At 41.7% G+C, this 13,894-nt stretch carries 15 protein-coding genes; 7 read left to right on the plus strand and 8 right to left on the minus strand.

Annotated elements, in window-relative coordinates:
- Positions 1–350 precede the first annotated feature (350 nt).
- Positions 351–935, plus strand: coding sequence for a hypothetical protein (locus tag NK987_RS17365; protein WP_258423567.1), 585 nt, complete (start codon positions 351–353; stop codon positions 933–935).
- Positions 936–974: 39 nt separating this feature from the next.
- Here NK987_RS17365 and NK987_RS17370 read toward each other — a convergent pair whose 3' ends face one another.
- The 3 genes from NK987_RS17370 to NK987_RS17380 form a co-directional block, all read right to left on the minus strand.
- The gene (locus tag NK987_RS17370; protein WP_259264890.1) at positions 975–2,165 is read right to left on the minus strand and encodes an acyltransferase family protein; all 1,191 of its coding nucleotides are present in this window, start codon (positions 2,163–2,165) and stop codon (positions 975–977) included.
- Positions 2,166–2,263: 98 nt separating this feature from the next.
- The gene (locus NK987_RS17375) at positions 2,264–3,433 is read right to left on the minus strand and encodes a helix-turn-helix domain-containing protein (RefSeq protein WP_259264891.1); all 1,170 of its coding nucleotides are present in this window, start codon (positions 3,431–3,433) and stop codon (positions 2,264–2,266) included.
- Between the two features lie 12 nt (positions 3,434–3,445).
- Entirely contained in the window at positions 3,446–4,210 is a 765-nt protein-coding gene (locus NK987_RS17380; protein ID WP_259264892.1) for a LytR/AlgR family response regulator transcription factor, read from the minus strand.
- A 171-nt stretch (positions 4,211–4,381) separates the two neighbouring features.
- Between NK987_RS17380 and NK987_RS17385 the strand changes: the two genes are divergently transcribed.
- The 6 genes from NK987_RS17385 to NK987_RS21490 all read left to right on the plus strand — a co-directional run bounded on the left by NK987_RS17385 (position 4,382) and on the right by NK987_RS21490 (position 10,781).
- Positions 4,382–5,224 (plus strand): alpha/beta fold hydrolase, encoded by an 843-nt coding sequence (locus NK987_RS17385; protein ID WP_259264893.1) that lies wholly within the window; start codon positions 4,382–4,384, stop codon positions 5,222–5,224.
- A 108-nt stretch (positions 5,225–5,332) separates the two neighbouring features.
- A complete protein-coding gene (locus tag NK987_RS17390; protein WP_259264894.1) occupies positions 5,333–7,669 on the plus strand; it encodes a histidine kinase in 2,337 nt (778 codons plus the stop codon).
- A gap of 112 nt (positions 7,670–7,781) precedes the next feature.
- Positions 7,782–8,513 carry a CPBP family intramembrane glutamic endopeptidase gene (locus NK987_RS17395; RefSeq protein ID WP_258423574.1) on the plus strand — a complete coding sequence of 244 codons (732 nt, stop codon included), beginning with the start codon at positions 7,782–7,784 and terminating at the stop codon, positions 8,511–8,513.
- A 14-nt stretch (positions 8,514–8,527) separates the two neighbouring features.
- Positions 8,528–10,216, plus strand: coding sequence for a serine hydrolase domain-containing protein (locus NK987_RS17400; RefSeq protein ID WP_259264895.1), 1,689 nt, complete (start codon positions 8,528–8,530; stop codon positions 10,214–10,216).
- Positions 10,217–10,235: 19 nt separating this feature from the next.
- Complete coding sequence (locus NK987_RS17405) at positions 10,236–10,487, plus strand: GNAT family protein (protein ID WP_259264896.1); 252 nt, start codon at positions 10,236–10,238, stop codon at positions 10,485–10,487.
- 21 nt (positions 10,488–10,508) lie between these two features.
- Positions 10,509–10,781, plus strand: coding sequence for a GNAT family N-acetyltransferase (locus NK987_RS21490; protein ID WP_420839762.1), 273 nt, complete (start codon positions 10,509–10,511; stop codon positions 10,779–10,781).
- On the opposite strand, the gene NK987_RS17410 is transcribed toward NK987_RS21490, so the two are convergent.
- The 5 genes from NK987_RS17410 to NK987_RS17430 all read right to left on the minus strand — a co-directional run bounded on the left by NK987_RS17410 (position 10,726) and on the right by NK987_RS17430 (position 13,564).
- Positions 10,726–11,277 (minus strand): GNAT family N-acetyltransferase, encoded by a 552-nt coding sequence (locus NK987_RS17410; protein WP_258423576.1) that lies wholly within the window; start codon positions 11,275–11,277, stop codon positions 10,726–10,728. The genes NK987_RS21490 and NK987_RS17410 overlap by 56 nt on opposite strands.
- Before the next feature lie 135 nt (positions 11,278–11,412).
- On the minus strand, positions 11,413–11,910 hold the full coding sequence (locus NK987_RS17415; RefSeq protein ID WP_259264897.1) for a GNAT family N-acetyltransferase: 498 nt from the start codon (positions 11,908–11,910) through the stop codon (positions 11,413–11,415).
- Positions 11,911–11,956: 46 nt separating this feature from the next.
- On the minus strand, positions 11,957–12,385 hold the full coding sequence (locus NK987_RS17420; RefSeq protein ID WP_259264898.1) for an SRPBCC domain-containing protein: 429 nt from the start codon (positions 12,383–12,385) through the stop codon (positions 11,957–11,959).
- 23 nt (positions 12,386–12,408) lie between these two features.
- A complete protein-coding gene (locus NK987_RS17425) occupies positions 12,409–12,888 on the minus strand; it encodes a hypothetical protein (RefSeq protein ID WP_259264899.1) in 480 nt (159 codons plus the stop codon).
- 58 nt (positions 12,889–12,946) lie between these two features.
- Positions 12,947–13,564, minus strand: coding sequence for a hypothetical protein (locus NK987_RS17430; protein ID WP_258423580.1), 618 nt, complete (start codon positions 13,562–13,564; stop codon positions 12,947–12,949).
- Between the last annotated feature and the right edge of the window lie 330 nt (positions 13,565–13,894).

Raw genomic sequence — 13,894 nt, forward strand, 5'->3', positions numbered from 1 at the left:
GCCCGGAATTTCGCCTCCCCACGCACAGCGGTTTCAATTGAGACTTTGTCGAAAATGTTGAAGGTTGGGGAGAATTGGAGTTGTTGTCGGGTGGTCGGGTTGGGAAAGTTCCGCCACGGCGGACAGGTGTAATTGTTGTAGTGGTTCTAATTGTTGTGTGCTGCGCGTTGTCGGGTTGTCGCTTCGCGTTGTCGAGTTCTCATTGTTGATGGGGAATCAAAGTCTTGTGTCTTGTGTCTAGCATCTTATGTCTATTTTGAAATCCTGATTATGTGACAATATGCGTCGGAGGGGTCCCAATGAATTAACACCTTTATTAGAATTTCTTAATTTGATGAAAAATTGAGGATATGGTAATTTTTGAAATCGACAGCAAACAGGCCAAGAAGGTTTTTTTGGAAATTAAAAATCTGATGCGTGTCTCCAAAACATGGAAATTGACTTCATCGATTGAAATCACTGTCCTGGATGGAAAGATCCAATTGGTGGGGCAAGGATTTGTCAAGGAATTGGATGCATCGACTACCGGTACCTGCAAGCTGGTGGTCAGGGCGCTTTATTGGTTTGATTTGGTGGACATGACCCAAGACAAAATCTTCAAAGTCGTGGTCACAGATGGAGAAGCGATGGTCAGGACGGTGACTGTACCGGTGCAGACCACATTTTTTGAAACAGACAGGATTCTGAGAAGTATTCCGCTTCCGGCCAATCCTGAGACCATTGATTATTGGAAACTGGAATACCAAGGGTACACAGTGGACGAACTTCAGTTTAACAGTGTTGCTGACAAAATCCCCAAGGCCAAGAAAGAATTCGAGGCCTGTATCCGAAAAGCAGCCCTGATTCTTCATCCTTTTAGAATTTCAAATTCCGAGTTGAGAGAAATAGTCCTTAATAGATTGAGAGAAAGGGAAAAAATTGATTTTGAAATCTAATTTACTCCCATATTTCTCAAAGCTTATTTGGAATATACACTAAGTAGTTTTAAATGAATGATTTTTTAAATCTTCAGATTTTTCAGCATTTACGGGCTTCATCCCAAATAGAAACCTTACCCCGTTAAAAGGCCTAATCAGCCCAAAATATATTCCCAAGCATATTTCCAGAGTCCCAAACGAGATTATCCAATACTTTGCCCAAATACTTAAGTCCCATTTACAAATGTAATAGCCAATGACAATTATAACTGTCTGGTGCAGAATGTAAAAAGGATAAAGCCCCTCGTTGATATATTTGAGTATGGGATGGGGTCGGTTGAGATAAAACTGACCATAAGAAATGATAGTCAAGACCGTAAACCAACTGAGAAAAATCGAAGTTACATCAAAGAAAGACTCGACATCGTCCGGATTCATAGGTAAACTCCAAGCCCCCCTGAAATGAAGGAATGACCCATAAAACGGGATTAAAATTAAAACCGCTGCACTGAGGAAGATTTTTCGGTTTCTGCCCAAACTATCCCAAAGTTTAGGATTACTGTAGAAAATCAACCCAAAGGCAAAAAACAGAAAATAAAAGACAAAATATGCCCAATCCTGAAAATCGTGCGTTTCGTTCGGAAAATACGGTTTAAGTACAAGCTGACTGAGTAATATGATTACCGCAGGGATCATTAGTGCTGCTACCGGCTTGGTAAAAATTTGCTCCATGAAGGTTTTGAAACCTTGGGAAACAGGCTTCCGCAAAAACGCCAACAATGGCAAAATCAAAATCGAATAGATCAGCAAGTATGCAATAAACCATAAGTGATGCCAGCTGAAGTTCCCTTTAGGATAGAGATCAAAATCAAAAGTTGTAGGATAAAACTCCCAAAAACTTGAAAATTCAGCGATACGCTCGAAATAAATCTGGGGAGGAACGATCACAAACATTCCAAATGCCAAAGGGACAAACAATTTTGTGAAGCGCTCCCTGACAAATTGGGCTTTACTTCGCTTTCCCAAGGCCATAAAGGTACCTGCACCCGAGATAAACAAGAGCAAAGGCATCCTCCAATCATGGGACCAGATCATCCAATAATTGAATAACAAACTTGTTTCCTCATTTTTGATATGCCATCCCCAACTGGTGAATAGCATCCCTGTGTGATAAAACAATAACAAAATAATTGCAAAGAATCTGAGCCAGTCCAAATCATATCGGCGGAGAGAAGTAGTTGTTTCCATAAGAATTTTTAGGTTTTGTTGGGCTCAAAACTCAAAAATATCCAGGCTACCGACGACTGATTTTATCAAATCAGTGTTCGACTTTATCAAATCGAACGTTAATTACCAGATTGGACTGTTTTTCGGAACTCAGAAGGAGGCATTCCTACGTGCTTTTTGAAAACGGTATTGAAGGAAGATTTGGAATTGTAACCTACCCGTTCGGCTACTTCTTCCATTTTCAGATATGCTCCTTCTTCGCTTTTCAAAATCTGGCAGGCTTCCATGACCCGGTATTCGGCAGTCAGTTCAAAAAATGTCTTTCCGAATCCCTCATTGATCGCTTGTGACAATAAATGAACATTGGTCTTAGCTTCTTTGGCCAGATTCGGCAAGGAAAAATCAGACTTTAAATAAGATTTGTCCCGTTCCAGAATCTGTTTTACTTTCTCAATGAGTTCCCGCTGTGTCACAGGATCTAATCTGGAATTTTGATATTTCTCAGGAATTTTCAGATCAGCATGCTCCAAATTGGAATTCCTGATGTGTAGAAAACTGGTCAAGTAAACCGTGAATGCAATATAGGCCGCATACCAATGGTCACCGGTATCTTCCAGGTTGAAGATTTTGACGACAGTTACAAAAAGTAAAATTGTTACCAGAATAAAAGGTACAATGCGCAGTCTTTTTTGCGCTTCGGTAACTGGATTCCAGATCGAGGCATTTTGGCTGGAGAAAAACGTGGAAACCTCACGAAGACAAAGCAAGCCATAAACCGCAACTGAAATTAAAGTAAGCGGGGTGACATACTCCCGAAGCAATAGGGGGTCGCTCGGATAAGGCTGGGTAAAGTCCAGCCGGGAGAATTCAGGGTGATAGGCAGAAATCCAAGCATTAAATTTGGCTTCATCCGGTAATGCCCAAAATGGAATCATATACAAGGTGTAAGCAAAAAAGGGCACTAATTGAGGCCAAAACTTAACAGGAAGTTTACCGCGGGTCAGGCAAAGAATCACGCCATAAAACAAAGGTCCAATCAAAAAGCCCAACGGTTCCGAGAAATCAACCAAAAACCAAGCATATGAAATCAAACCCGAATACATCATAAAAATCTCCAAAAGAAAGCCCCCTATACCCCAAAGCAGCAATCCCTGAAGTATTAAATTCTGAGTCCGTTTAGCGGAAAAAACCAAATATACCAAGCCCAAATAAACTGCCTGCATCAATCCAAGAAAAATAAAAATGCTGAAAAGGTCAATTCGTAAAGGAGGCATGGTGAGGTGATCCATAATATCCATTATTTACCGATCCAACCAATCCTTAAATTGAGAATAGCGTTCAATGCTGACAAACACTTCCTGCTTCGGATCGGGCAATAGACCTAACTTAAGCCTTGTTGGTGAATATTTGTGGATTTGAGAAATACTCTCCAGGCTGGCAATAAATTTCCGGTTGATTCGGAAAAAAATTGACGGATTCATTACTTCCTGAAGCTTGTCCAAAGATAAATCCAAGGGAAATCGTTGCCCCTGTCGGTTCACCAAGAAAGTGATTTTCTCTTCAGAGTAAAAGTAAGCCACTTGATCAACTGGTACAGTTTGGATTTTACTTCCAGAGCTGACCAAAAAACGCTCCTTGTAATTAAGCTTCTGCTCGACAAGGGGATTGAGGATTTGTTGGAAATCTGCTAGAGAGAAGGATTTTATAGGGGCATGGTACTTTTTAAATTTATCCAGAGCTTGGCTTAATTCCTGAAAATTGACAGGTTTTAGAAGATAATCTACACTGTTGAGTTTGAATGCCTTGATCAAATATTCGTCAAAAGCGGTGATGAATATAACCGGGCAGTCAATAGAAATCTGATCGAATATCCCAAAACTTTGTCCATCTTCCAGGTGGATATCAAGTAGGATCAAATCCGGAACAAGATTGGATGAAAACCAGTCGACTGCTTTCTTGACAGAAGGAAGATCTGCAAGTACCTCCATTTTAGCGTCATATTTTTCCAAAAATCCTTTAAGGCGATCTACTGCAAGACGCTCATCTTCAACAATTACCACTTTCATAACCAAACAATTGAGTCGCAAAATAAAAATTTCCCAAAATTTATCCTACTCAGTACGCTTGGATCTTTTCTTTGGAGGTTCAGTCTTAAATATCCGGCGTTCGTCGACTTTTTATTTCAAGAAGGAACCGGGATAGTCAAATTTGTACCCAACAACAAAACGCAAACTTCTATGATTTACAAACCGCTTTTATTATTTGCAACAGGAATTCTTCTTATGTTTAGTATTTCTTCATGTAGCATAAACTTTGATGTTGAACCATTTATTCCCAAGTCAAAAATTGTATGGGTCGATCTGAACGGCTATAAGCTTTACACTAAGATCCAAGGAAATTCCGGATCATCGATCGTTTTTTTATCTGGACTGGGTGATGAGCTTGGCACTTGGAGTAAAATCCAAAATGAGCTTGGAAGAAACTATAGGACCCTTTCCTATGACCGTGCGGGAGTGGGACTCTCCACTCAAGCAGGGCATCAATCCACTGGTTCGGATTTAGCGCTCGAATTAAAAAAAGTGTTGGAAAAAAGTGAATTAGAACCTCCCTACCTGCTCGTAGGACACTCTATAGGAGGACTATATGCAAGGATTTTTGCGGGAAAGTATCCACATTTGGTATCCGGAATGGTTCTGATTGACTACACTTTGGAAGATAAAATTCTCGCTTTGAAAGAGGTTGATTTGGGAGGAATGAAACCGGAGCAACTTTTGGAACAAATCGCTTTGGAAATGGGTTTGGAAGACGGAAGCAAACGAGAATTTATTGCCTCACTAAAAACTGCAGAACAGGTCAAAGCATCCAATTTTCCCTTAGAACCCGTGACTGTAATCACTGCGCTGAAGCCAAGTCCGGAGGAAACTCCGGAGGATGTACAGATGAAAAGTCTGCTTCACGCGCAGTATGCCAAGTCGATCCCAAAGTCAAAGCATGTCCAGGTGCAAAGTTCCCACCACATTCATTTGGATCAGCCCGACTTGATTATCGCAGAAATCAAAGCCCGGATTTTGAATAACTAAACCAATACACCACCACTACCACCGAAGAGACCTGTCCTCACTTGGGGATGGGTTTTTTGGTAATTTCAAATTCAATAACTTCCTTAGCTTTAGTCAGAAATTCAGTTTATGTCGCTTTTCAATCTCAAATCAAGTCGGTCCAGAACCACCATGTATTCTTGGAAACTTCAAATCGCCGTCGCGGCAGGATTTGGATTGATCATTTTGGTCAACCAGGTATTTTTCTCCGTATTTAAGGCCTTGGAGCTTTTTCAAAATTTTCTGGCCAATGTCTTCATTGTTCTTTTGATATGGAAGTCGGCCGTGTGGGTGTCTCAGTTAGGAGAGAACTTTTTCAACTGGCTTGAAAAACCTCTTAAGCGAGTCTTTCTTTCCGCCGTTTTGGGGTTGATTTGCAGTTTTTTGGTGGTGTTAATTTCGGCTTATTTTTTCCAGCTACTTTACCAATCGTCCTTTCCGGCAAACAATGAAATTTTTATCAATACACTCGTTTCGTTTTTGCTGTTTTCCGTGCTGTTTACCGGTTTTAACATCATTCATTTTTTGGAGGCCCTTCGGGAAAAGCAGGTAAAAGAAACTGTCGAGAGACTAGGAAACTACTTTGAGCAACTCATCGAAAATGTAGAAGACATCGTGCAGGTCTGGGATACAGACGGCAGAATCAAATATTCCAGCCCATCTGCAGAACACCAATTGGAATACGCTATTCCTGAATTGACCGAATTCCCTCCTTTTTACTGGATTTTGGAGGAAGATAAGTCAAAGGTAAAAAGCCGGTTTAAAGCATTTCTGGAGGAGGAGAAAAATGGGGTTTATTTCGATCAATTCCGTGTGAAAACCAAAACCGGAACGGTCAAAATGCTTGAGGTCAAAATCTCGGACGGAAGAAAAATACCCATGATTGAGGGATTGATCGTTACCTGTCGAGACATCACCGAGCGCCACGAAACGGAGCAGTTAATCCTAAGAAAAAAAGAACTTTATGAATTGACCAGCTCAATCTCTGGTTCGTTTTTGAGGATGGATTTCCACTCGGCCCTAGTCGAAATGTTGGAAAAAATGGGAAAATTCTCCTCCGTGGACCGGGTCTATGTGTATCAGCTGAATCCTGAAAAAAATTACTGGAACTGCCTCCACGAGTGGCGAAGTGAAAAGGGAGATCAGATTCCTTCCATTTATTACCAAAAAGGAATTCCCATCGATGCGTTGAATTGGACTTTCGATCAGTTGAGTTCTGACAAGATCCTGAATTATAAAACCCTGGATAAAATGCCTCCTGAAGCCGAGCAATGCCGAAAAGCTTTCGAAGCGGACGGAACAGTCGGGATTTTGCTGCTTCCGCTTCGAATCAATGGAGAATTGGTCGGGATGATCGGTTATGATGCCCTTTTTGAGCCCAAAAACTGGTCGGAGGATGACATCAGGTTTCTCAGGCTCTGCAGCGAAATTCTCACTTCTTCACTTGCCCGTTCGGAGGCCGAGGCATCTACCCGTGCATCGCTTTCATTCAACCAAGCTATTATCGATTCCTCCGCAGAGGGTTTTCTGTTGGCAAATCTTGAAAACCGGGTAGTCTACGCAAATGAGATTTTCCACACACTATGGGAATTGGATCAAAATCCCATCGGGCTCAGTGTGCAAGAAGTCAGTAATCTGGTTCAGCCTAAAATCGAAAACAAGGAGGAAATCGAAAGCGGATTTGAGATTCTTAGGGAAAACCGACAGGCTATTTTTACCATGACTCTCAACCTTCATAACGGAAAGGTCCTGGAAGTCTATTCGGCTCCGCAGATTCAGGACGGAAAGCTTGTGGGCCGGATTTGGAGTAATCGGGACATCACAGACCGTATACTTTCGCAGCGGGAAGAACTTGAAAAAGGCATGGCCGTAGCCCAATTTGAATCCCTGAAAACACAAGTAAACCCTCACTTTTTATTCAACAGTCTAAACGTACTAAGTTCCTTGGTCCATGTGGATGCTGACTTATCCGAGAAGTTTATCGATCAGCTGGCAAAGTCATACCGGTATCTGCTTGAGCAAAAAGACAATACCTTGGTACCTTTGGAAGTGGAACTGGATTTTGTATATTCCTTCGTTTTCTTACTAAAAATCCGTTTTGAAGAGAAAATCCAACTTGAGGTTGATATTCCTGAGCGCTTCCATTCCATGCAAATTGCTCCGCTGACCATGCAGCTCCTGATTGAAAACGCTGTCAAGCACAACAAAATATCCGAAGACCAGCCTCTGAAAATTCTTATCGGAATCGAAGGCCATTATCTGGTCGTCAAAAACTCCCTTCAAGTTCGGATCAATCTTGCTCCATCGACGGGGCTGGGGTTAAAAAATATCCAAAAGAGATACCTCATCCTTTCCTCAGATTCCCCCAAATTCGGTCAGGAAGGAGATTTATTTGTGGCCCGAATTCCTTTGATTGAAGAAAAATAGACATGGATTCATCACGGTTTTTTAAGGGTTGGGTAGGATAAATCAGGCACTCATCTGGAGAAATTAGCCCGTGGACTTGAGTAAATTTAGCTTCGCGAAGAATTAATCTTTTATGCGAAAGTCATCAAATCTCAGAATTGCTGTCAGCCTTTTCGGAATGGGTTTAGTGGGTATAGCTTCTCTTTTGAGCGTTTCTCCACCCTCCCTTTCCCCTGGATTGGAAATGGATCCCGCCACAGTCCGGTGGATTACGTTGGTTAATCCCATCATTCTTCTGATTATCAGTATCACGATAGGCACACTCCTGAAAGAAGCCGCAGGTGTGAAGCTACCGATTCTTGATTCAAAACAAGGTGAACCCTTAGTGGCCGTCTTTCAGTCCCTGATTCAACCATTTTTGGTTCTGACTACAGTCTCTGCACTTGGTGTGTTACTCATCTATTTGTGCACTTACCGGGGTTTTGGTTCTGCCTACAGGGAAGTAATCAATGGGCCGGGCTTGCCTTTTTGGACACGGATACTTTACGGGGGAATCACGGAAGAAATCCTCATGAGGTATGGGGTAATGACTGTGTTGCTTTGGATATTGAAGGAAATCAACCGCCCCAACTCCCATGTCCAATTTTGGATTTCAAATTTCCTTACAGCCATGCTTTTTGCCACGGGCCACCTTCCTGCAATTTTCAATGAGGTGCCTTCACCAAGTATCTGGACACTCATCTACATTCTTGGCGGAAACTTCTGGGCAGGGCTTTGCTTTGGCTATGCCTTTTGGAGATATGGATTGATTCTGGCTATCCTAACACACATGGGCTTTCACCTGATCACGTATTTCATTATCTAAACTAACCCTCTATTATGAAAAAACTCCTATTTCTTATCTTTTGCCTATCCGCAGCTCAACTGGGTTGGGCGCAGGACTACTCTACACTTCCACCCATTAATGCCAGCATACTTGACTCCCTGATAGGCAACAAACCAAGTTCAGACGAACCTGGATTTGCTTTGGGAATCAGTAGAGGAAGCGAGATTCTTCTCGAACATTACCATGGTCTCGCAGATCTTGAAAATAAAATCCCCATCTCTGATATTACCCAATTTAACTTAGCTTCTGTATCAAAACATTTTACCGCATTTGGGATATTGTTCCTTCGGGATCGGGGAAAAATGAATCTAAACACTCCCATCGTTCAATACCTAAACGATTTTCCCTATTCCGAGCGAATTACTCCTATGCAACTCCTGCACCATTCTTCAGGAATTCCATCTTCAGATAATCTCCGTGTCTTTGCAGGCCTATCCCTCGAATCAGATTGGGGAAAAAGGGAAGAACTTCGACTTCATTCCAAATACCGAAAGCTAAACTTCATGCCAGGAGGAGATTTCCTTTACTCCAACTCTGGATACTTCTTTCTTAGTCAATTGATCGAAGCTCAAATTGGCCTTTCTTATTCTGATTTTTTCGAAAAATCTTTGTTCCCTTCAATGGGTATCCAGGGGTGGGTACTGGATAAGTCGGGAAAGGATATCCCGAATCTTGCTTACCCCTATAAACCAGTGGAAGGTGGATTTGAACGAAAGTTCCCCGAGAAAACCACCATCACCGGCGAATCCAATATCTATCTTAATCTTCCTTCACTGATGCGGTGGATGCAGTATTTATTGCTTTCCCATCATGCAGAATCACATTTTTCCTTCCCGATGTTTTCCAGTTCTTATAAGTTACCATCAGGAAGACCTGTGGACTACAGCTTTGGTTTGGAAAAAGGAGAAATCAATACCTTACAAACTCTGACTCACGGAGGAGGGGTACCGGGCTATTCCTCTTATGTGATTTACATTCCTGAGCTTGACTTGGGAATCAGCGTTCTGTCTAATTCAGAAAAACTTCCAAAAAGTCCTGGCGCGATAGCTCATTCCATCGCCAGATACCTGACGGCGGAATTTGCTCTATCCACGAAGAAAATAGCTCACACGGAAATTGAACTTACATCCGTAGTCACTCAAAAATATGTTGGGGAATATCGCTTTTGGGATGGTGCTCAGTTTGAGATCAAGCAGGATAAAGGTGGATTGTATATGTACTTGCCTGACGCTCCTCCTTTTCAGCTAGTCCCTGAATCAGACAGCCTGTTTTTTTTCCGGGAATTTGACGGACAGGTTGCGTTCCGCCAAAAAAATGGAGTTATGACGCTTGAACTTATACAAGGGAAAAAAGTAGATCCTGCAGAAAAACTGAACCCTAACCGGCAAAAAGCTCAAAGTCCCACTCCAAGCCAGCTCCTCGGTCACTATGAAAACAAGGGCCTAGATGTGACCTACGAGGTTCAAGAAAAAGAAGGCAAGCTTTTTCTGGTCCTGCCTGAGACCTTACTTCAATATGCAGGATTTCGAGAAGTAGAGCTCCTTGCGATTGAGGGAAATACTTTCCGAACACGGGAACTTGGAATTATCGAATGGGAAATGAATCCCAAAGGAAAGGTTATAGGATTCCTCATCAAGGATGTAGGAAGGCTCAGAAACCTTCATTTCACAAAAAAATCATAAAGTTAAGTTGGTAAAGAAAATGACTAATTCCCTCTTGTTTCAGGAGGGAGTTTTTATTTCCAATTCAACTTACAGCACTTTGGTTCTTATGAAAAATATTCATCCCTACAGTTCTTCAGACCTTTCTGATATCCTCCAGATTTGGAGGCTAAGCGCAAGCCATGCTTACCCATTCCTTAAGACTGATTTCTTCCTGAAGGAAGAAACCCGAATAGTCAGCGAATACCTTCCCAAAAGCGAAACTTGGATTTGGAAAGATCAAGAAGGATAGAGCTTGGGGTTTATTTCACTTTTGGGCAATGAAATAGGCGGATTGTTTGTCCATCCTAAATTTCAAAATCAGAGAATAGGAAAGGAGTTGGTGCAATTTGTCTCGGTGAATTTTCCCGTTCTTTTGGTAGAAGTCTTTGCCATAAATCAAGAAGGAATCTGTTTTTACGAAAAAATGGGATTCTCAGCAGTACAACAAAAAATCAATCCGGAAACTGGAGAAATTCTCGTTCGGATGATTAGGGATAAGCAGGGATTAATCCTTCACCAGTCTTCTCTTTACGGAGATAAGTAAGAAAGACTTCCTCTTTTTCCTCATCACGTCTTTTTTCTATCCCCACCAATTCAAATTTGGCTTTGTTGGCTACCCGTTGGCTGGGGAGATTACCTTCCGCACACTTGATCCAAAAGGTTTGAAAGCCCAATTCCCGTGTGAGAAATTCGACCAGGTGATTGATGGCATGGGACATCACACCCTGGTTTTGAAGTGCCGGGTCAAGCCAATAGCCCAATTCGGAGCATTTTTCGATCCAGTTCAGTTCTTTTGCCGAAATCAATCCCCTTGCGCGATTGCTTTCGAGAATAGCAAAGGAAAAGTCTTTTTTTGATTCCCATAAGACCTGTGCTTCACGGATAAATTTTTCAGTTTGTTCGATGCTATGAAGCTCATTCACAAAAGGTAACCACGGAGAAAAATGGCTACAGTTAGCAGTCAAAATCTCAAACAGGTGTTTTGTGTGACCAAGATGCAGGGGTACCAAATTGATCCCATTGTCAAGTTCTATTTTCATTTTTGAAAGGTTTTATAAGGCAAAAAGCTCCAGAAAGGAGCTTTTTTAATTATGAAGTTAGACCAAAACACAATTCAACTGATTTGGCTTTTTTATGAATCTAAAAGTTTTGTCAAAGGATACGTTAAGGCCATTTTAATCAGCCTCGATTCTTTTGCTTCGCCTTTCAAGGAGCAGGGTGTCTCGCCATTTTCCGTTCATTTTTCTGATTTTTTCTCTAAATCCCACTATTCTAAACCCAAGCTTTTCATGAATTTTAATACTTCCGGAATTTTCAGGAAAGATACCGGATTGTAATGTCCAGAAATTTTCATCTTCACTCTCCTTGATCAGCTGTTCCAATAATTGAAACCCGATCTTTTTTCCTCGAAACCGCTCAGCTACATAGACGCTGACCTCAGCCACCCCGGCATAAACACATCTTCCCGATACGGGAGTTAAAGCTGCCCAGCCTATAACTTTCCCTTCAAAAAGGCACACCAACCTGCACTTTTTAAGATGATCCTTGTCCCATTCTTGCCAGGTAGGAATGACTAGTTGAAATGTGGCATTTCCAGTTTGAATTCCTTCAGCATAAATGGTTGATACATCTTCCCAATGGCTGGGATTCATGGGTTCAATCGATGTTTTCATTTTTACAAAATTTCAAGGCTCGTTTTGAATCGGACTGTTATTTTACTTAACACTCACATGTTTTTTTCAGGGCTTGATTCATCTGATCAAAACCCGATTTGGTTTGCTCCAGCATGGAAGACATTAATCCCACCAAAAGTCCGGAGAAATATTCCCCATGTACAAAAAGGGTGGTGTTTTCATCTATTTCCTCCAGCCCAAAGTAATGCTCTCCATCGAAGAGTCCTTTGAACAGGAATTTTCCGGACCACCGAAGTTCCCTGCCGGGCAAAGTTCTAATTAACATCGGAGAAAATGACATTTCTTTTTCATTGGATGGGCAGATTTTGACAAGCAGTTTCTGACCTTCTCTCAGTTCTCCTGAGATGAACCTGATGAATGGGTTCCAGCTGGGGTAAGATTCAAAATCAGTTAGAACGTGCCACACTTTTTCGTAAGGCGCATAGATTCGGATCATAGTTTCTATATGTACCATTTTGCAGTTAAAGTTTTTTAAGTTCAATTGAGTCTTTTCTCTAGGATCAGGAGTCCGTTTTCAGTATATGTACTCGTATCGGTACTTTTCTGACCCAAAATTTTGAATCCAGAATTGAACAAAAAGGGTATGAGCTCAGAGTTCTCTTTCAGATGGATCAAGCACGACCAGAATCCGAGGCTTCGTGCTTTGATAAGGAGGAAATTAATTGCTATGAGAATGCATTCACAGTCTGCCTTAATTGGGTCAAAGCCAAATTGAATTTCCGAGATTCCAAGTCTTCCAAATGGATCCAATACGGGATACAATCCGATCCAACCCAACCATTTGCCATCATTTATTAATGAAAACAGAGAATAGGCGCTGCCCGGGTCTACCAAAGGAGAAAGCTTTTCTGAATCCAGTAAATGATGAGCACATTTGTAGGTGGATGGTGGTGTGGTTAAACCATCAATCCATTTCACATCATCAAGCCGGATTTCTTTAATCTCAAGATTTTTCATTTTTCAGGATTAAAAAAGCCAGCTCTTCCGAGCTGGCCAAGTTGGTTGGTGGAGAAACTTAGAATTTCGCTTTTAAGGAAAGTGTACCGCCCCAGCCATTGAAATCTTCGGTCGAGATACCCCACTTTTCCTGGTTTCTGACATTGTATCGGTAGGTACCACCTACTTCAATATCCAACCAGCGGTTGAGGTGTGCGCCCACTATCAGATCAGGTGAAAGTGCGATCGAATTGGTTCGGCTTTCTGCTTTGTTGACCACAGTTCCATTTTCTTTTGTAATGGTATAGTCTTGCTTGATGTCGGCATATGCGGCTCTCAAACCAACTTTTCCATAGAAAAGACCTCCGAAATCCTGAACGTAACTGCCGGACAACCCGTAATGTACCTGCTTCATATCCAGTGCATTGTTGGGGGTTTCTTTCCAAAGATCAACCGGTACGATGGACTGTGTGTAGTAAATCCCGAAGAACACCTTATCCTGGAATCTCAATCCCAATTCGGTACCGATGCTGTAGTGGCTTCTTACCGGAGAGGAGTTTTTAGTAAAAATGTATTCATTAATTACTGATCCATAAAAGCCCACAGGCTTTACCGTTTGCGATTTTGATTCCTGCCCGAAAGCGGTCAGCAGTCCTAGGCTCATTAGAGCTACCATGGTTAACATTGACTTTTTCATTGTGTGTAGTTTGTTTGTAAATAATTGGTTTGTTTTTGTTTGTGTGTTAATGATGATCCAAAAGTAGATCAGGCCATACACCTAGGATAAAAAGTCTGGACCAACCCTGAAAAAACCGGACTGAAGCCTGAATTTTGGCAGATAAGTGAAAAGTAAAAACGAGACCAAAAGGGGATTTTTGCTGAGTTGAGGGAAATAGTCCTTAATAGATTGAGAGAAAGGGAAAAAGTTGATTTTGAAATCTAACAATAGACACTTTTAAAATGATAGGAGATCCTTCATATTTCCCGAAAAATCGGGACAGGCTGTACCTCAGATTCAGGATGTCGA

This window comes from Aquiflexum gelatinilyticum (assembly GCF_024813435.1).
GTDB classification, from domain to species: Bacteria; Bacteroidota; Bacteroidia; order Cytophagales; family Cyclobacteriaceae; genus Cognataquiflexum; species Cognataquiflexum gelatinilyticum.

Excerpts from the sequence above, each read along its gene's own strand:
- NK987_RS17365 (WP_258423567.1), top strand. The coding sequence starts at position 351 with ATGGTAATTTTTGAAATCGACAGCAAACAGGCCAAGAAGGTTTTTTTG.
- NK987_RS17370 (WP_259264890.1), bottom strand. The coding sequence starts at position 2,165 with ATGGAAACAACTACTTCTCTCCGCCGATATGATTTGGACTGGCTCAGA.
- NK987_RS17375 (WP_259264891.1), bottom strand. The coding sequence starts at position 3,433 with ATGGATCACCTCACCATGCCTCCTTTACGAATTGACCTTTTCAGCATT.
- NK987_RS17380 (WP_259264892.1), bottom strand. The coding sequence starts at position 4,210 with ATGAAAGTGGTAATTGTTGAAGATGAGCGTCTTGCAGTAGATCGCCTT.
- NK987_RS17385 (WP_259264893.1), top strand. The coding sequence starts at position 4,382 with ATGATTTACAAACCGCTTTTATTATTTGCAACAGGAATTCTTCTTATG.
- NK987_RS17390 (WP_259264894.1), top strand. The coding sequence starts at position 5,333 with ATGTCGCTTTTCAATCTCAAATCAAGTCGGTCCAGAACCACCATGTAT.
- NK987_RS17395 (WP_258423574.1), top strand. The coding sequence starts at position 7,782 with ATGCGAAAGTCATCAAATCTCAGAATTGCTGTCAGCCTTTTCGGAATG.
- NK987_RS17400 (WP_259264895.1), top strand. The coding sequence starts at position 8,528 with ATGAAAAAACTCCTATTTCTTATCTTTTGCCTATCCGCAGCTCAACTG.
- NK987_RS17405 (WP_259264896.1), top strand. The coding sequence starts at position 10,236 with ATGACTAATTCCCTCTTGTTTCAGGAGGGAGTTTTTATTTCCAATTCA.
- NK987_RS17410 (WP_258423576.1), bottom strand. The coding sequence starts at position 11,277 with ATGAAAATAGAACTTGACAATGGGATCAATTTGGTACCCCTGCATCTT.
- NK987_RS17415 (WP_259264897.1), bottom strand. The coding sequence starts at position 11,910 with ATGAAAACATCGATTGAACCCATGAATCCCAGCCATTGGGAAGATGTA.
- NK987_RS17420 (WP_259264898.1), bottom strand. The coding sequence starts at position 12,385 with ATGGTACATATAGAAACTATGATCCGAATCTATGCGCCTTACGAAAAA.
- NK987_RS17425 (WP_259264899.1), bottom strand. The coding sequence starts at position 12,888 with ATGAAAAATCTTGAGATTAAAGAAATCCGGCTTGATGATGTGAAATGG.
- NK987_RS17430 (WP_258423580.1), bottom strand. The coding sequence starts at position 13,564 with ATGAAAAAGTCAATGTTAACCATGGTAGCTCTAATGAGCCTAGGACTG.